We start from the raw sequence: 17,265 nt of genomic DNA on the forward strand, positions 1-17,265 counted from the left end.
GGCACCATTCACGGCGTCACCACCGTTGACATCCGGAGCGCCGCTGGCCTGCCCGCCGCCTCAGAACCAGTCGCCTAAGCTCGAGCCCAGATGGCGCACAGGGTCAGGGCGGCCCCGGGCAGGCCGGGCACCAGGGAGGTGGCCAGCCCCGGCATGACCGAGCGGGTGCGCACCGAGACGGCGATGTGCATGGCGAATGCCGCGGCCCCTCCCAGGCACAGCCCGGTGGCGAGCACCCGGGTGGCCCGCCCGGAGCGGCGGGCGCAGGCCCACAGGGCGCCTGCGCCGAGCGTCTGAGCCCCGACGACGGCCAGGCGCCGGGAGGCGCGCGCGTCGGCCAGCGGGTTGCCCGTGCCCGAGGGGCCCCGGACGTGGGCGTCCAGGCGGGGCCACCCCGTCGAGCCGACGCGCTCGAGCCAGGCCTCGATCGGGTAGACGACCTCCTCGGTCTGGTGGACCGCCAGCAGCCCCAGGGTCAGCGCCCAGACCTGGTCGGGGCTCAGGGCGTGGCGCGCGGAGCCGCTCACCCGGACCACCCGGCCCGGGGCTCTTCGGCCGGGGCGGAGGAGACGCCGGTCGGAGCGGTGCGGCTCTCGCGCGCCGCGGCGCAGGCGCCCAGGGCGTGGGAGAGCACCAGCCAGGAGCCGACGACGAGCACACCCCGGGGCAGGCTGGAGCGGTCGGGCACACCGGCGCGCCGCAGCCGCGAGCGCGCCCACCACCACACCGGCAGCACCACGGTCGGCGAGGTTGCCGCGCCCGAGGCGTAGCCGCGGGTGAGCAGGGCGGCCGCCATGTGCCCGTAGGCGTGCAGGCCGAAGAGCCGCTGGGCGTCCTGGTAGAACCAGCCCCGCCCGGCGGTGCGCACGCCGTCCAGGGCGGCGGCCCCGAAGAGCAGCCCCATGACGGGCACCGCCACCTGGACGTGCCTGCGCGAGACGGTCAGCGCTCCCAGGCGCGGGCCGGCCAGCCGCCGCAACGGGGCGGGCAGGCGGGCCAGGGTGCCGGCCATCGTCGCGGACATGGTCGCCAGCTCCTCGCCGTCGTTGGCGGCGAAGGACACCAGCAGCGAGGCGGGGACCAGGACCCGCATGGGGCCGCTCAGCGAGCCGCCCGGAGCAACGTTCCCAGCACCACTCACAGCAGCAACCCTTCAAAGCCCTCGGGAGCAACATGGTGACGGTACTCTCCCCGCGGCACCGGCGCCAGGCCCCGACGGGCGCTTTCGCCCGTCATCCCGCTCCGTCTCGGCAGGAACGCGGCGGGTGACGCGACTATCACCCTTTTGTCTGTACAAAAAGGCGGTCACGCTCCTACTCTCACTGCACCGGCCGAACCACGGCCGCACCGGCCCGCAGGGCCGGGCACACCGCCGTGCGGGGCCGTCCCGTCTCGGTTCCGCACAGGAACCGAAAGGACACAATCATGACCGCTCCCGTCATCGACACCGTCGCCGTCACCACCCCGGAGTCCACCGCCTCCTCGAGGACCGAGGCCAAGGCCGCCGACCTGCTGACCTTCAAGATCGGCATGGGCATCGTGGCCGCCGTCGTGTTCGTCATGGCCGTCGTCGGCGCCGTGGCCGGCTCCTCCGCGCTGCTGATCGCCTCGGGCTTCATCGGCGCCGCGAGCGCGCTGACCGGCGTCTACACCGGCGTGAACCTCATCGACCGAGCCGCCTGAGCAGCCGCTCGCAGACCCCGGAGGGACGCCGGCCCTACCGGTCCTTCCCGAGCTGCGCGGGCGACGTGGACCGCGCAGCAGGTCGCCCAGGGCGACCCGCAACCTCATCAGCACCTGAGAGCGCCACCCCGGCGGGGGCGGCGCTCGCGTCATGTCCGGGCCGCTCCCGCACCAGGCGCCTCGAACCGATCTCGACGCGGAATACGACGATCTGGACGCCGGCCCCGTCACCGCAGCGCGGCCAGCGCGCGCGGCAGCGCCAGCAGCGCCAGCAGCATGGCGGCAACCTGGCAGGTCAGCACCACCGCGACCGCGGCCCCGGCCGAGACGAGCAGCAGGGCCGTCGGGCCGAGCACAGAGCCGATCTGGACCAGCGGGCGGATGGCCGCGCCGGCGCGGCGCTGGGAGCGCAGCAGCCACGGCGGCACCATCGGGTCGATGCTGCCGGTGCACGCGGGCACGACGGCGACGTACTGGCCGCCCACGAGCAGCACCGCGACGACGACCAGCACCGCCAGCGCCTCACCGCCGCGGAGTCCGCCCAGCAGCACCAGCAGCACGACGGCGCAGGCCGAGGCGCCTGTACCGCCGAGCACCCAGGCGAGCGGGTACCGCTCGGAGCGTCTGCACGCCCCCGCCACCGCCAGGGCCGCCCACAGCGGGCCGACCACGACCGCCGGCCACACCGGCAGCGCCCGCCCGTCGGCCTCACCGAGCGCCCACGGCGTCAGGCACAGCGCCGCCAGTCCAAGCGGCAGGGCCTGCACCGCCTCGAGCACGAGCCCGGCGAGCACAGTGCGGCGCACCTGGGCGATGCGCAGGTCATCGACCGCCAGGGGGTGCTGCTCCCCCTGCATGCCGGCGTCCAGCCGCACCCAGTCGATGGCGACCGAGGCCTCCAGCGCCCCGTGCATCCGCCTGAGCGACGCGTAGGCGGCCTCCAGCCCGCCGCGGGCCGCGTACCAGTGCGGCGTCTCCGGCAGGGATATGGCGAGCACGCACCCGGCCAGCGCCAGCGCGGCCGCCACCGTCCAGGCGCACGCCCGCGCCTGGCCGGGCATGGCCGCCCCGCCGCCCGCGCCCACGACCAGGGCCAGCCCAGCCCCGGCAGGCGCCAGCGCGCGCACGCGCGGCATGAGACGGCGGTGCCCGCGCACGGAGAGCTCGTGGGCGAGCTTGGGCACGACGATGGCGTACCCGCCGATCCCGAGCCCCGCGACCGCCCCCGCCGCCGCGCCCGTCCAGGCCCCGGGCAGGGCGCCGGCGATTGCGCCGAGAGCCACGAGGAAGCCGGAGGCGAGGACGGCGGGGCGGCGCCCCACGACGTGCGAGACCAGGTCGAGCACCGGGGCGCCCAGCAGGGAGCCGAGCGGGACGGAGGCGAGCAGCAGCATCAGGAGCGCGCTCTGGGTCGCCGCCCCGCCCGCCGGCGCGACCGTGCCGCCCGGCACGCCCCACCCGTGCGCCGCGCCCGACAGCGCGGCCCGCGCGGCGCCGTCGTCGGCCAGGCAGACCCCCAGCGCCCCCCAGACGGCCCCGGTGGCCGCTCCGACGCAGGCGAGGTGGGCGCCCAGAAGCCGCTGCATCGGGGAGCGGGTCGCGGTCGTCATCGGTCACCCTCCTGTGCTGGCCGTGCGCGGCGGCCCGCGCCGCAAGTCGCCGCGCCGTCCCTCCGGACCCGGCGGCCCACCCGGGACCTCAGGACCATAGGATGCCTTTGTGCGGACAATAATGTCCACTTCTGCGACCCCCGTCGCGGCCCCTATCCTGGCCCGCGACACGTCGGCTCACCCCCGAGGAGGAAGTGTGCCCGCAGCGCCCCCGCCGGCTCCAGGCCCGCGCACCGGCCCCGCCACCCAGCAGGACGTCGCGCTCGCGGCGGGGGTCTCGCGCGGCCTCGTCTCGCTGGCGCTCAAGGGCGAGGGGCGCATGTCCGACGAGACCCGGCGGCGCATCCTGCGCACGGCGCGCACCCTCGGGTACCGGACCAACACGGCCGCGGCCGAGCTGGCGGCCCGGCGCTCGTCGCGCCTGGCCGTCATCGTCCCCTACCTGGACAACCCCTTCTTCGACGTCCTCCTGCGCTGCCTGCGGCGCCACGCCGCCGACGCCGGTCACGTCCTGGTGGCCTTCGTCTCCGACCTGGAGGACTCCCTGGAGCACACGACGGTCGACGACGTGCTGTCCATGCGGCCGGCCGGGCTCCTCCTGCCCGGCACCTCCATGAGCGAGGACGAGCTCGCCGCCCTGGCCGGACAGGTCCCCCTGTGCGTCATCGACCGCGACCTGGAGACCGGGATCGTCCCCGTGGTTCGCCTGGACGAGGCCGACGCCGCCCGGCGCATCGCCGCGCACCTGGCCGCCCAGGGCCTGACGAACCTGGCCTTCTTCTCCCCGGCTCCCGGCCTGCAGGAGCTGCTGCTGGATGAGCGCCGCGGGGCCTGCCGCGCCGCCGCCGGGGCCGCGGGCCTGGCCTTCACCGAGGTCACGTGCGACGACGGCGCGAGCGCCGCGCTGGCCCGCGCCCGCGCCGAGCTCGGCGCCCCCCTGGGTGCGGTGGCCTACAACGACGTGCTCGGCATCGACGTGCTCGCGGCCACGCTCGCGGCGCACCTGGAGCCGGGGCGGGACGTCGCGCTCGTCTCCTACGACAACTCCCAGCTGGCCGCGCGCAGGCAGTTCTCCCTGACCAGCATCGACCAGTCCCCGGACCGGCTGGCGCGCGCCGCCATCACCGCCCTGCTCTCACCGGCGCGCACCCCGGCCGCCCGCGTCACGGTGCAGGGATCGCTGGTGGCGCGCGCCTCGAGCCTGCACGGCCCCGCGCGGCCGTGAGCCGCGCCGGCGCCCCACTGCGTCGAGATAGACATTTTCGTATGAGGTAGACGGTGACACCGCCGATCTCGTACGAAAATGTCTATCTCGACATGGGGCACGGCGGGCGCCCACGGGCGCCGCACCTGCACGGCGACAGGTTCCGTGCACCACAGGGGTCTTGCGCACCCGGTCACGGCCCGCTATCTTTGTCCTTACATATTGCTGACGCGCGTTAGCAATCTTCCTCACATTGGCCGACGACGGCCGTCAGGAGAAAGAGTCAATGAGCACCAAGAAGCAGATCGGCATCGGCGTCATCTCCCTGGGATGGATGGGCCGGCTCCACGCCCGCAGCTACCGCTCCGTCTCGGAGCGCTTCCCGGAGCTCGGCGCCCGGGCCCGGCTGGTGGCCGCCGCCGATCCCGTCGAGGAGGCCCAGCGCGCCGCCGTCGAGGACCTCGGCTTCGAGCGCGCCTACGCCGACTACCGCGAGCTCCTCGCCGACCCGCAGGTGGAGGCCGTCTCCATCTGCTCCCCGAACTACCTGCACGAGGAGATCGCCCTGGCCGCCGTCGAGGCCGGCAAGCCCTTCTGGATCGAGAAGCCCATGGGAGTCTCGGCCGAGCAGGCCCGGCACGTGGCCCGCGCCGCCGCGGACGCGGGCCTGGTCACCGCCGTCGGCTTCAACTACCGGCATGCCCCGGCCATCGAGTACATGCGCCACCTGGTCCGCTCCGGCGAGCTCGGCCGGATCACCAACGTGCGCGTGTGGTTCATCGCCGACTACAACTCCTCGCCGCGCGGCCCCCTGACCTGGCGCGCCTCGCGCGAGAAGGCGGGCGCCGGCGTCGTGCCCGACCTCATGAGCCACGGCGCCGACCTGGCCCAGTACGTCGTCGGCCGCATCGCCTCGGTCACCGCCGTCACCGACACCTTCATCACCGAGCGCCCCATCCCCACCAAGATGGGCATCGGCCACTCCGGCTTCGAGATCGGCGACGAGGTCGGCCCGGTGGAGAACGAGGACTACGTCGGCATGCTCGTGCGCTTCGACGGCGGGGTCATCGGCACCATGGAGTCCTCGCGCGTCAGCGTGGGGCCGCGCGCCGAGTACGTCGTCGAGGTCTACGGCACCAGCGGCTCGGCGCGGTGGAACTTCGAGCGGCTCAACGAGCTTCAGGTGTGCACCACCGTCGACGGCGGTCCCACCCATGGCTACACCCGCGCCATGGCGGGTCCCGCCTGGGGCGACTGGAGCCGCTACCAGCCGGCCATCGGCACCTCGATGGGCTTTGACGACCTGAAGTCCGTCGAGGCCGCCCAGTTCCTGCGCTCGTTCCTCACCGGGACCCAGGTGGCGCCGTCCGCCGCCGACGCCTGGTGCGCCGCGGAGGTCGACGAGGCCGTCGTCGCCTCGGCCGCCGACGCCCGCTGGCACGACGTTGCGCGCGTGGACCTGCCCACCACATTCGACGCCTGAGCCGGGCCGCCGTTCGAGACCCAAGACCCCCAGCCTCCAAGGAGACAACCGCATGAGCACAACTGCGCAGACGATCCCCCTGAAGGGGATCACCCCGGAGGCGATGACGAAGGCCGTCGCGGATACTCCACCATCGGGCAGGCACCGCGGGATCCTCGCCATCGCCGGCGTGGCCACCCTCGGCTCGCTGCTCTTCGGCTACGACACCGGCGTCATCTCCGGCGCCCTGCCCTACATGTACATGCCCTTCGGCGCCAAGGGCCTCCAGCTGACCAGCCTGGAGGAGGGCGCCATCGGCGGGACCCTGCTCATCGGCGCCGCGCTGGGCGCGCTCATCGGCGGACGCCTGTCCGACCGCTACGGGCGCCGGCACAACATCACCATGCTGGCCATCCTCTTCCTCCTGGGGGCCCTGGGCACCACCTTCGCTCCCAGCGTGTGGGTGATGTACCCCTTCCGCGTCATCCTCGGCTTCGCCGTGGGCGGCGCCAGCGCGACCGTCCCCGTCTACCTGGCCGAGACGGCGCCCAAGCGCATCCGCGGCTCGATCGTCGCCATCGACCAGCTCATGATCGTCACCGGCCAGCTGCTCGCCTTCGCCATGAACGCGGCCATCAGCACCGCCCAGGGAGGCCCGAAGGTCACCATCTCCTCCCTGCCCGCGCAGAGCTACGGGCTGGAGACCGGGCTGCAGCCCTTCGACAACATCTCCAGGCTGCAGGCCTCCAAGGGCGGCCCGCTCAGCTCCGCCGCCTACCACCAGTTCCTCGACCAGATCGTCATCTCCGGCGGCAACGGCGAGACCTGGCGCTACATGCTCGTCCTGTGCTCCGTCCCCGCCGTCGCCCTGTGGATCGGTATCCGGCTCATGCCCGAGTCCTCGCGCTGGTACGTGGCCAAGGAGCGCCTCTACGACGCCATCGGCGCCCTCAAGCGCGTGCGCAACCCCCTCAAGGACGGCCCCCTGGAGGACGAGCTCATCGAGATGGCCGAGGCGCGCCAGCGCGAGCTCGCCGAGGAGGCCCGGCGCCGGGGCCTGGGGTACGTCTGGAGCACCCCGTGGCTGCGCAGGCTGCTGGGCGTGGGCATCTTCCTGGCCATCGTCAACCAGACCACGGGCGTCAACACCGTCATGTACTACGCGCCCAAGGTCCTGGAGTACGCCGGCATGTCCACCTCGTCGTCCATCACCGCGCAGGTCGCCAACGGCGTCATGAGCGTCATCGGGTCGGCCATCGGCATCTGGCTCATCATGCGCTTCCGGCGCCGTCAGATCCTCATCGCCGACGTCACCGGGGTGGGCGTGTGCCTGCTCGGCATCGCCGCGACCTTCCAGCTGGCCATCGCCCCGCACATGGAGGCGGGCACCGCCCCGCCGTCGTGGGCCGCCTTCCTCATCCTGGGCCTCATGGCAGTCTTCATGCTCATCGTCCAGTCCTCCAACGGCACCGTGGTGTGGACCATGATGGGCGAGATCTTCCCCGCCAACGTCCGCGGCGTTATGAACGGCACCGCCATCTTCTGCATGTGGGTGGCCAACGCCGCCATCACATGGACCTTCCCTCCCATGATGGAGAGGCTCGGCGGCGGGCTGACCTACACCATCTACGGAGCGCTCAACCTCGCCATCGCCGTCGTCCTCCTCAAGATCATGCCCGAGACCTCCGGACGCTCCCTGGAGCAGATCGAGCAGGATATGGAGGCCCGCTACTCCTGACACTGGACCCGCATTAGTCCTGACAATTACGATTGCACCCAACGGGCCCGGCGGCCCGCTCCCCCACCGGAGGGGCCGCCCGCCCCGCGGACCCGAGACTTCAAAGGAGAAAGCTCATGACATTCCGGCTCGACCCCGCCACCGCCATCACCGACCCGAACGGCATCACCTGGGGCATGCACCCCATCACCTGGCGCAACGACGACATCCCCGAGGTCGGCGCCTTCAACACCCTGGAGGACATGCTCCTGGACCTGGCCGACGTCGGCTTCCGCGGCACCGAGTGCGCCGGCTTCTTCCCGCCCAAGGAGGTCGTCAAGGAGCGCATCGACGCCCGCGGCATCAAGATCGTCGCCCAGTGGTTCTCCGCCTTCATCGTGCGCGACGGCGTGGAGGCGGTCGTTCCCGACTTCACCGCCACCTGCGAGTACCTGGAGTACCTGGGCGCCACCCGTATCGTCGTCTCGGAGCAGACCGGCAGTGTCCAGGGCGTGCGCGACGTGTGCATCTTCACCAACAAGCCGGTTCTGAGCGGCCAGGAGTGGCCCCTCCTGGCCGAGGGCCTGAACCGCCTGGGAGACATCGCCCACGACCACGGCCTCGAGCTCGTCTACCACCACCACCTGGGCACGGTTATCCAGACCAAGGAGGAGACGATCCGCCTCATGGAGCTGACCGACCCGGCCAGGGTCTCCCTCCTGTTCGACACCGGGCACGCCTTCGTCGGCGACGGCGACGTCATGGGGCTGCTGGAGGCGACGGTCGACCGCGTCAAGCACGTCCACTTCAAGGACGTGCGCCCGGACAAGATGAAGGAGTCCCGCGAGGCGGAGCGCTCCTTCCTCGACTCCTTCCTGGCCGGCATGTTCACCGTGCCGGGCGACGGCATGATCGACTTCACCGAGCCCTACAGGTTCCTGGTCGACCACGGCTACAAGGACTGGATCCTGGTGGAGGCCGAGCAGGACCCGGCCATCGCCAACCCGCACGAGTACGCCACCAAGGCCCGCGCCTACATCGAGGGCGCCCTGTTCAAGGCCTGATGCCCGGCCCGGCTGCTCCGAGCCCCGGTCCCAGTGCGGCGGCGCCCCCTCCGGGTCTGGAGGGGGCGCCGCCGTCGTGCTCGGGTGCGGCAGGGAGGGCCGCCGTCACAGGCTCATGTCGACCACGGCGCGCCCCTGGATCTGGCGGTTGCGCAGCGCCTCGTAGCCCACGCCCGCCTCCTGGAGCGGGAAGCGGCGCGAGACGACGTCGGCGTAGTTGATGACGCCGCGCGCGGCCAGGTCGACGACGGCGGGCAGGTCCTGGCGGGTCCGGGCGCCGTAGGAGCCGAGGATCGACTGGCTGCGGCGCACCGTGCGGTTGATCTCCACCTCGGCGGTCTGGACGCCCGCGCCCAGGCCGATCGGCACCATGCGGCCGCCGTCGGCCAGCACGTTCAGGGCGGTGGTCCAGGTGGCCGGGATGCCCAGGGCCTCGAAGGCGACGTCCACGCCCTTGCCGCCGGTCAGCCCGAGGACCTCCTCTCGGGCGTCGTGGGTCACGGAGTTGACGACGGCGGTGGCGCCGTAGCCGGGCATGGGGGCGAGCTTGTCGTCATCGACGTCGATGGCGATGACCTGGCTCGCCCCGAAGGCGCGGGCGATCTGGACGATGTTGGTGCCCACGCCGCCGGTGGCGACGACGGCGACCGTCTCGCCGAAGCGCAGGTCGGCGCCGCGGCGCACGGCGCCGTAGCCGGTCATGGCCGCGCAGCCCAGGATGGCGGCGGGCACGAGGTCGATGGACTCGGGCGCGGGCGCCACGGCGGTGGAGGGGATGACGGCGTACTCGGCCAGGCCGCCCATAGAGTACATGTAGACCGGCTCGCCCTCGGGGGTGGCCAGGCGGGTGGTGCCGTCGTAGAGGACGCCCTTGAGCCGGTTGAGGTCGAAGAAGGGGCCGCACAGCTCGTCGTGGCCGGCGGCGCAGGCGTCGCACTGGCCGCAGGGCATGAGGAAGCCGCCGGCGACGTTCTGGCCGACCTCGAGGCCGGTGTGCTCGTTGCCGGGGCCCAGCTCGACAATGGTCCCGGTGACCTCGTGGCCGAGCACGGCGGGCAGGGGGAAGGCGATGGCGCCGCCGATGACGTGCAGGTCGGAGTGGCACAGGCCGCAGGCGGCGACCTTGATGAGCACCTCGCCGGCCTTGGGGCGGGGGGTGCGCAGGGTCTCCACCTCAAGACCCTTGTCGTGGTCGCGCAGCACGGCGGCGCGCATGGTCTCGGGGATCGTCGGACTGGTTCGGACTGCTTCGTTGCTGGTCATGTCGCTGTCACTCTCTGGCGGGGTTGGACGGCGGTGGACATCGACCGCCGACAGCGCAAGCCTAGCGCAGAATGGCTTATTTGTCCTTACAAATTGTCCTCATATTCGAGTGGCGGGGACCTTGGCGGCCCGCGCCCCCGCCGCCGCGGCCGCCGGGGAGCGAGGGCGGACCCGCGGGGCGGGGCGCGGACCGGGCGCCTCACGGCCGAGGACGGCGAGCCCAGGACCCCGAGCAGCGGCCACCACGTGAACGAGGATTTGTCACAACAAAGACTTGACTTCATCGTTCACGCGCGTGAACAATGGGGCGGCGCACACCTCCGTGCGACAGTCCGCCGATCAGAGTCGATCGGCGCAAGCAGAAGGATCCGTCCCATGACCCAGACCCCCACCGAGCTCACCAGGGCGGAGATCGACGCCCTGGTCGACAGGACTCCCCCATCGGGCAAGCGTCGCTCCGTCGGCTTCGTGGCGCTCGTCGCCACGCTCGGCTCGCTCCTCTTCGGCTACGACACCGGAGTCATCTCCGGCGCCCTGCCCTACATGCACATGCCCGTCGGCGCGGGCGGGCTCCACCTGGACGCCGTCCGCGAGGGCCTCGTCACCGCCACCCTGCTCCTGGGGTGCGCCTGCGGGGCCTTCTTCGGCGGGAGGCTCTCGGACCAGTACGGCCGCCGCCACAACATCCTCCTCCTCGCCTTCGTCTTCTTCCTGGGCGCCATGGGCTGCACCTTCTCCCCCAACATCTGGGCCCTCTACCCCGCGCGCTTCATCCTGGAGCTGGCCGTGGGCGGGGCCTCCGCGACGGTGCCCGTCTACCTGGCGGAGACCGCGCCCAAGTCCATCCGCGGCACCCTGGTGGGGATCGACCAGCTCATGATCGTCACCGGCCAGTTCCTGGCCTTCGCCATGAACGCAGGCATCGCCCGGATCACCGGCGGCCCCGAGGCCACCGTCACCGCCGCGGACCCGGGCACCACGATCACCGTGGGCGGCGTCGAGACCGCCGTGGAGGTCGGCCGGACCTACTCCTGGGACGCGCTCAAGGCCGTCTCCGACGCCATCACCGTGGACGGCGGGAACGGTCAGACCTGGCGCTACATGCTCGTGCTGTGCTCCATCCCCGCCGTCGCCCTGTGGATCGGCATGCGCATGATGCCGGAGTCCTCCCGCTGGCACGCCGCCAACTTCCGCTACGCCAAGGCCATCGCCGAGCTCAAGCGGGTGCGCAGGCCCGTCGACGACGTCGCCGGGGAGATCGACGAGATGATCGAGATCAACCGCCGCGAGGCCACTGCGGAGCACTGGAGCCTGGCCCGCTGCTTCGCCACCCGCTGGACCCGCAGGGTCCTGATCATCGGAGTCATGGTGGGCGTGTTCAACCAGACCACGGGCGTGAACACGATGATGTACTACGCCCCCAAGATCCTCCAGAACGCCGGCTTCGGCACCCAGGCGGCCATCACCCTGACCGTGCTCACCGGGATCGCCTCCGTCATCGGCTCCTCCCTGGGGCTGTGGCTCCTGCTCAGGCTCCCGCGCCGGAAGGTCCTCATCGGCGGGACCATCGGCCTGACCGTCATGCTGTGGGTCATGACCGCCGTCTTCCTGTTCGGCATCAACCCGCACCTGGACGCCGAGGGCAACGTGCTGGGCACCATGCCGGCGATGGTGCCCTACCTGGTGGTGGTGGTCATCATCATCTACCTGCTCTTCATGCAGGGCGGCAACGCCCCGGGCACCTGGGTCATCATGTCCGAGCTCTTCCCCGCCCGTATGCGCGGCGCCGCCATGGGCTTCGCCGTCCTGTGCCTGTGGATCGCCAACGCCATCATCACCTTCCTCTTCCCCGTCATGATGGACTACCTGGGGCCCGTGGCCACCTACCTCGTCTTCTCCGTCGTCAACGTCATCGCGGTGATCTACATGATCCGCCGCGTCCCCGAGACCAAGTACTCCTCGCTGGAGGAGCTCGAGGAGACCTTCCAGGCCCAGTACGGCTGAGCCCACCGGCTCGACCGAGCCCCCTGATCCTCCCTCCCCCTTCGCCGAGATCGGTCGTATTCCGCGTCGAGATCGGTTCGCGGACCGATCTCGGCGAGCGGGGGCAGGCCCGGCCCGCGCCCCTCAGGACGCATCGGCTAGAGTCCGAGGGTCCGCACGCGAGAGCAGAAGAGGGGGCGCCATGCCGACCAACGGTCACGACGTCACGCAGTCCGACGTCGCCGAGGCCGCCGGGGTGTCGCGCAGCCTGGTCTCCCTCGCGCTGAGCGGCTCCCCGAAGGTCGCCGAGGAGACCCGCGTCCATATCGCCCGCATCGCGAGCGCCCTCGGCTACCGGGTCAATGCGGCGGCCTCCGCCCTGGCGCGCCGGCGCTCGACGACCATCGGCCTGGTCCTGCCCAACCTCCGCAACGCCTTCTTCGAGCAGGTCTCCCGGGCTCTCGACGACGCCGCCGCGGAGCAGGGCCTGACAGTCTTCGTCGCCGTGGGCGCGCAGGACCAGGAGCGGCTCCGGCGCGCCATCGACAGCCTGCTGGGCGTGCGGGTCCTCGGCCTGGTCCTCGTCTCCCCGTGGCTGACCGACGCCCAGATCGTCGCGATCGGCGAGGAGGCCCCGACCTGCGTCATCGGCCGCCGGCCGCCGGGCGGCCACGTCGACTCCGTCCACATCGACGAGGACCAGGCCGCCCGCCTCGTGGTCTCCCACCTCGCGTCCCGGGGCGCGACCACCATTGGCTACGCCGCCCCGAGGGTGGTCGACGACGCCTCCCGGTTCCAGCGGGAGAGGGCGCTGGCGCAGGCCGCCGCGGAGGCGGGCCTGCCCCTCGTCACCGAGGAGGGGGACGACAACGGGGCGGGTCGGGCCATCCGCCGGCTCCTGGCGGAGGCGCCCGGCGTGGGCCTGGTGGCCCACAACGACATGCTCGCCATTGACGCCGTCGCCGTCCTGCGCGACGGCGGCGAGGAGGGCTCGCGCCGCGCCCCCCTCGTGTCCTACGACAACACCTACCTCGCTCGGCGCGACGAGTTCGCCCTGACCAGCATCGAGCAGCCCGAGCGGTTCCTGGCGCGCCAGGCCCTGCGCCTGGTCGCCGAGCGCGTCGCCGCCCTGGTGGACGACCCCGGCGCCCCCCTGCCCGCCCGGGACGTTGAGGCAGAGGGGCGCCTGGTCGTGCGGGGATCGTCCGCGGCCACCACCGAACGCCTCAGGTGATCGACTCCGACGGGGCCGGTCCTGCCTGGTTCTCAGGGTCGGCCCGTGGCTCTCTTCGCCAAGATCGGTAAATAGAGAGCTGCGGGGCGGCGGGCGGGGAGCACTCCCACCCACCGCTCCGGCATCAATCATCTCAGGCGGTGAGGATCCTCATCTCGTTGAGCAGCGTCTGCGCGACGAGGTGGAAGTCGAGCTCGGCGGAGCGGTCGTGGAAGATCTCCGAGCAGTACCAGCCGTCGTAGCCGGTGGCCTTGACCGCATCGACCCACTCCTGCAGGGGGATGGAGCCGCCGCCGGTCCACACGTTGCGCGAGACGCCCTGGTCGGGGACCTCCCCGGCGGGGACCGGCAGGCCGTCGCAGACGTGGACGGCGCTGATGAGGTCCTTGTCGAGCCTGGCGACCTCTTCCGGCGTGGAGCCGGTGACCCAGAAGTGCCAGAAGTCGACGACGATCCTCGCGTTGGGGCGGTTGATCATGTCGAGGATGCGGAGCGCCTGGTCCACGTGGTGGACGGGCGCCCAGCCCAGCGGTTCGAGGAAGAGGTCGAGCCCGTGGTCCGCGGCGATGTCCGCGGCCAGGGCGACGTTCTTGGCGGTGCCCTCCATGACCTCCTTGTCGCTGCGGCCGAGCAGACCGCGGAAGCGCGGGTCGTCGTCGGCAAGGCGCCCGGCCCTGAAGTCCTGGACGACAGTGACGTCGACGGGCCCGGTGCACATCTGCATGCAGGGCGCTCCGACGATCTGGCCGACGCGGGCCAGCTTCTCGGCCTCGGCGCGGAAGGCCTCCGGCTCATCCTCCTGGAGCGCGCCGATGCCCGAGACCTCGATGCCCTCCAGGTGCGGGAGCAGGGAGGCGGGGGTGTAGCCGGCGTCGAGGTAGCGCCACAGCTTGGGGCTCTGCAGCTCGATGCCCTCGAATCCGACGTCCTTGGCGACGGTGATGTCGTTGAGGGCGGTGCCGTGGAAGGTGGAGGTGACGTTCATGGACAGCTTCATCGGTGTTCTCCTTGGATCGTGTGCGTTCGAACTGGTGGTGCGGGTGTGCGGAGGGGATGGCGGGAGCGCGGCGCCGTCACAGGCCCGGCGGGACGGCGACGGGGGCGCCGGTGCGCAGGGACTGCGTCGCCGCCTCTGCGATGACCTGGGCGCGCAGGCCGTCGGAGATCGGGGCGGGGACGGGGGCGCCGCGCTCGAGGGCGTCGACGAAGGCGTCCAGGCTCTTGCGGTAGGTGCCGCGGACGCGCTCGAACCAGCCGGCGTCGAGCCCGTTGGTGCGTATCTCGCCCGGCCCGTAGTGGTTGACGAAGCCCGTGCGATGACGGGCGGCCTCCACCATGCGCTCGGAGCCGTTGACCTCGATGCGCTCGTCGTAGCCGTAGCCGATGCGGCGCTGGGAGTCGATCTGGACCAGGGCGCCGTTGGTCATCCTGAGCACGGCGATGGAGGTGTCGACGTCCCCGACCTGCGCGACGGCGGGGTCCACGAGCGCCGCCCCGGTCACGTGGACCTCGACGGGCTCCAGGCCGGTGATCCAGCGCAGCAGGTCGAAGAAGTGGACGGTCTGGTCGCGCATCTGCCCGCCCGAGACCTTCAGGTAGGAGACCGGCGGGAGCGAGGGGCCGCGGGTGGTCATGGAGACCAGCTCGACCTCCCCGACCTCCCCGGCGCGCACGGCGTCGTGGACGGCGGCGTAGGCCGGGTCCCAGCGGCGGTTGAAGTCCATCATGACGGGGATGCCGGCCGCCTCAACCGCGGCGGCGGCGTCCCGGGCGACGTCGAGGGACAGGTCGATCGGCTTCTCGCAGAAGACGGCCTTGCCGGCGGCGGCCGCGCGCTTGAGCAGGTCGGCGTGGGTGTTGGTCGAGGAGGCGACGACGACGGCGTCGATCGCCGGGTCGCCGAAGATCTCGTCGAGGTCGTCGCCGGCCTCGACGCCGTGGGCCTCGGCCAGCGCGACGGCTCGGGAGGCGTCGACGTCGAAGACGCGGGCGAAGTCGACACCGGGTTGGGCGGCGAGGTTCTCGGCATGGACGCGACCGATGAATCCGGCGCCCAGGAGGGCGAAGGTCTGCGTATTCGGCATAGGAGATCCTTTCGGACCCGCTCCGGGGCTCGTCGGCGGGGCGGGACAGCAATGGCGGGCCGTGCGGCAGCGCTGATGCACGGCTGGAATCATGCGGTTCACACGCGTGAATTCATGGCTCCATAATGCCTGTTCCGCGTCCTTTCGTCAAGGTTCTCGGCACTCTGATCCAAAACAGGCGCCGCCTCTGGCCATCGGTCGGGGCATGGCTGCGGGCCGGGGGCGACGACATCGGTGATGTCGTCGCCCCCGGCCCGCACGTCGTCCTTCAGCAGGGATCGCAGCGCGCGATCAGCTGTACTCCTTCTCGAACCGCTCCTCGAGCTCCTCCAGGGAGTGGTACTTCGTCTCGGGGACGAACTTCATGTAGAAGATGAGCGAGAGGACGTTGATGAGGCAGAAGATGAGGTAGGTCAACGCCCCTCCCAGGTTCTTCATCATGATGGGGAAGACGAAGGCCACAATCCCATTGGCAATCCACAGGGTGGCGACCGCCAGCCCCATGGCCGTACCGCGGACCTTCGACGGGAAGATCTCGGCGACCAGCACCCAGGTGACGGTGCCGGACTGCTTGGCGAAGACGAAGACAGAGACAATAAGCAGCACCAGGTACGGAGCGAAGCTCGGGGCGCCCGAGATATTGCCGTCGGCGTCCTGGTAGGGCTGGATGAGGAAGAAGAACACCGCCGACAGCAGTCCCAGCGAGATCACGATCGAGGACTCCTGGTAGATGCCCACGTGACGGCGCGCGAACCGGGTGACCAGCCACAGGCCCGTCGCGGACCCGATGAAGGAGATGCCGCCGGAGACCACATTGAGGGAGATCGCGTCGCTCATGGGCAGTCCCGCGGCGGAGAGAACCTTGGGGGTGTAGTACATGGCCGTGTTGATGCCGGTGAACTGGTCGGCCAGACCCAGGATAATGCCGATAATGAGCAGGTGCCTGGTCCACCTGACTCCGATGATCTGTCCCAGCCCCCACTTCTCCTGGTTGGCCTCCTTGCGCTGAACCTCGATCATCTCATCGAGCTCCTCGGCAATGGGACCGTCCTTGGCCTCGTCGCGCACGCGCTTGAGAGAGCCAATGGCCTCGGGAATCCTGAGGTTGGCGACGTACCAGCGGGAGGACTCGGGCATGAGGCGGATGCCGATCCACAGGGCGATGGCCGGGATCGAGGCGAGCACAAGCATGTAGCGCCATGTCGTCCCATTGCCGGACGCGACCATGACATTGGCGAGGTTCTGGACCGACTCCCAGGAGACCGTCTCACCGGCACGGGCGACGAGCTGACCCGAGCTGTTGACGACATCATTGGAGACCGTCACCTCAGGCCCGCCGTGAATCTGAGTCAGGACCGCATTCATGGAGAAGGCGAGGAACTGGCCGAAGACGATCATCATCTGGTCCACGGCCACGAGTGTGCCGCGAATGCGCTTGGGGGCGGTCTCCCCCAGGAAGACCGGCACCGTCGCCGAGGCGCCGCCGACGGCGAAGCCCAGCACGACCCGGAAGAAGTAGAGGATCCAGATGTTCGGCGAGAAGGTGCACCCCAGGGCGCCGAAGAAGAAGACCGCCGCCAGGAGCGTGATGTTGTGCCGACGTCCGTACTTGTCGGACAGCTTGCCGCCGACCGACGCGCCGATCGCGGCACCCAGGCACAGGAAGGTCCCCACAAGGCCCTCTTCGACTGTGTTGATATTGAGGCCGTCGGCGCTGTGAGGCAGATACATGTAGGGCAGCGCCGCCGAGATGACGCCGGTGTCGTAGCCGAAGAGCAGCGAGCCGAGCGTCGCCACCAGGGCGATGAGCCCCAGTGAGCGCTTCTTGCCGGACGGAGGGGTCTTGTCGACCAGCTCCTGGATCTTGTCGCGGCTCAGGTCACTGGCCGCGAGGGGGGATGAGGACATGTGGTCTCCTTGGGGTGCCTGCCGCCCTTGGCAGGCTCGAGGGCTGCGCCGCA

Annotated in this window: 14 protein-coding genes; 7 read left to right on the forward strand and 7 right to left on the reverse strand. The window is 71.3% G+C overall.

The window, feature by feature from the left end; translation table 11 throughout:
- Window positions 1–74: 74 nt before the first annotated feature.
- Together O145_RS04925 and O145_RS04930 are read right to left on the reverse strand one after the other, a co-directional pair.
- Window positions 75–527 carry an HXXEE domain-containing protein gene (locus O145_RS04925; RefSeq protein ID WP_043560621.1) on the reverse strand — a complete coding sequence of 151 codons (453 nt, stop codon included), beginning with the start codon at window positions 525–527 and terminating at the stop codon, window positions 75–77.
- Window positions 524–1,141: an HXXEE domain-containing protein gene (locus O145_RS04930; RefSeq protein WP_084682375.1), complete on the reverse strand. Its 618-nt coding sequence runs from the start codon at window positions 1,139–1,141 to the stop codon at window positions 524–526. Before O145_RS04930 ends, O145_RS04925 begins: the two co-directional genes overlap by 4 nt.
- 284 nt (window positions 1,142–1,425) lie before the next feature.
- On the opposite strand from O145_RS04930, the gene O145_RS04935 reads away from it, so the two are divergent.
- Window positions 1,426–1,683, forward strand: a complete 258-nt coding sequence (locus O145_RS04935; protein WP_043560454.1) for a hypothetical protein — start codon at window positions 1,426–1,428, stop codon at window positions 1,681–1,683.
- A 227-nt stretch (window positions 1,684–1,910) separates the two neighbouring features.
- On the opposite strand, the gene O145_RS04940 is transcribed toward O145_RS04935, so the two are convergent.
- Window positions 1,911–3,293, reverse strand: a complete 1,383-nt coding sequence (locus tag O145_RS04940; RefSeq protein ID WP_043560456.1) for an MFS transporter — start codon at window positions 3,291–3,293, stop codon at window positions 1,911–1,913.
- 196 nt (window positions 3,294–3,489) lie between these two features.
- Here O145_RS04940 and O145_RS04945 point away from each other — a divergent pair, with 196 nt between their 5' ends.
- The 4 genes from O145_RS04945 (at window position 3,490) to iolE (ending at window position 8,740) form a co-directional block, all read left to right on the forward strand.
- The gene (locus tag O145_RS04945) at window positions 3,490–4,518 is read left to right on the forward strand and encodes a LacI family DNA-binding transcriptional regulator (RefSeq protein ID WP_043560459.1); all 1,029 of its coding nucleotides are present in this window, start codon (window positions 3,490–3,492) and stop codon (window positions 4,516–4,518) included.
- 265 nt (window positions 4,519–4,783) lie between these two features.
- Window positions 4,784–5,980: a Gfo/Idh/MocA family protein gene (locus O145_RS04950; protein ID WP_043560462.1), complete on the forward strand. Its 1,197-nt coding sequence runs from the start codon at window positions 4,784–4,786 to the stop codon at window positions 5,978–5,980.
- Between the two features lie 52 nt (window positions 5,981–6,032).
- Complete coding sequence (locus O145_RS04955; protein ID WP_043560464.1) at window positions 6,033–7,697, forward strand: MFS transporter; 1,665 nt, start codon at window positions 6,033–6,035, stop codon at window positions 7,695–7,697.
- A gap of 116 nt (window positions 7,698–7,813) precedes the next feature.
- Window positions 7,814–8,740 (forward strand): myo-inosose-2 dehydratase, encoded by a 927-nt coding sequence (gene iolE / locus O145_RS04960; protein ID WP_043560467.1) that lies wholly within the window; start codon window positions 7,814–7,816, stop codon window positions 8,738–8,740.
- A 105-nt stretch (window positions 8,741–8,845) separates the two neighbouring features.
- On the opposite strand, the gene O145_RS04965 is transcribed toward iolE, so the two are convergent.
- Window positions 8,846–10,003 carry a zinc-binding dehydrogenase gene (locus O145_RS04965; protein WP_043560469.1) on the reverse strand — a complete coding sequence of 386 codons (1,158 nt, stop codon included), beginning with the start codon at window positions 10,001–10,003 and terminating at the stop codon, window positions 8,846–8,848.
- Window positions 10,004–10,378: 375 nt separating this feature from the next.
- Between O145_RS04965 and O145_RS04970 the strand changes: the two genes are divergently transcribed.
- Both O145_RS04970 and O145_RS04975 read left to right on the forward strand, forming a co-directional pair.
- Window positions 10,379–12,007: an MFS transporter gene (locus O145_RS04970; protein WP_043560472.1), complete on the forward strand. Its 1,629-nt coding sequence runs from the start codon at window positions 10,379–10,381 to the stop codon at window positions 12,005–12,007.
- Between the two features lie 181 nt (window positions 12,008–12,188).
- Window positions 12,189–13,220 carry a LacI family DNA-binding transcriptional regulator gene (locus O145_RS04975; protein WP_043560475.1) on the forward strand — a complete coding sequence of 344 codons (1,032 nt, stop codon included), beginning with the start codon at window positions 12,189–12,191 and terminating at the stop codon, window positions 13,218–13,220.
- A 133-nt stretch (window positions 13,221–13,353) separates the two neighbouring features.
- Here O145_RS04975 and O145_RS04980 read toward each other — a convergent pair whose 3' ends face one another.
- The 3 genes from O145_RS04980 to O145_RS04990 form a co-directional block, all read right to left on the reverse strand.
- Window positions 13,354–14,217 carry a sugar phosphate isomerase/epimerase family protein gene (locus tag O145_RS04980; RefSeq protein WP_043560478.1) on the reverse strand — a complete coding sequence of 288 codons (864 nt, stop codon included), beginning with the start codon at window positions 14,215–14,217 and terminating at the stop codon, window positions 13,354–13,356.
- A gap of 76 nt (window positions 14,218–14,293) precedes the next feature.
- Window positions 14,294–15,304, reverse strand: coding sequence for a Gfo/Idh/MocA family oxidoreductase (locus O145_RS04985; protein ID WP_043560482.1), 1,011 nt, complete (start codon window positions 15,302–15,304; stop codon window positions 14,294–14,296).
- Between the two features lie 291 nt (window positions 15,305–15,595).
- Window positions 15,596–17,212, reverse strand: coding sequence for an MFS transporter (locus tag O145_RS04990; RefSeq protein ID WP_043560484.1), 1,617 nt, complete (start codon window positions 17,210–17,212; stop codon window positions 15,596–15,598).
- Between the last annotated feature and the right edge of the window lie 53 nt (window positions 17,213–17,265).

The sequence above is a fragment of the Actinomyces israelii DSM 43320 genome, assembly GCF_000711965.1.
Lineage (GTDB): Bacteria > Actinomycetota > Actinomycetes > Actinomycetales > Actinomycetaceae > Actinomyces > Actinomyces israelii.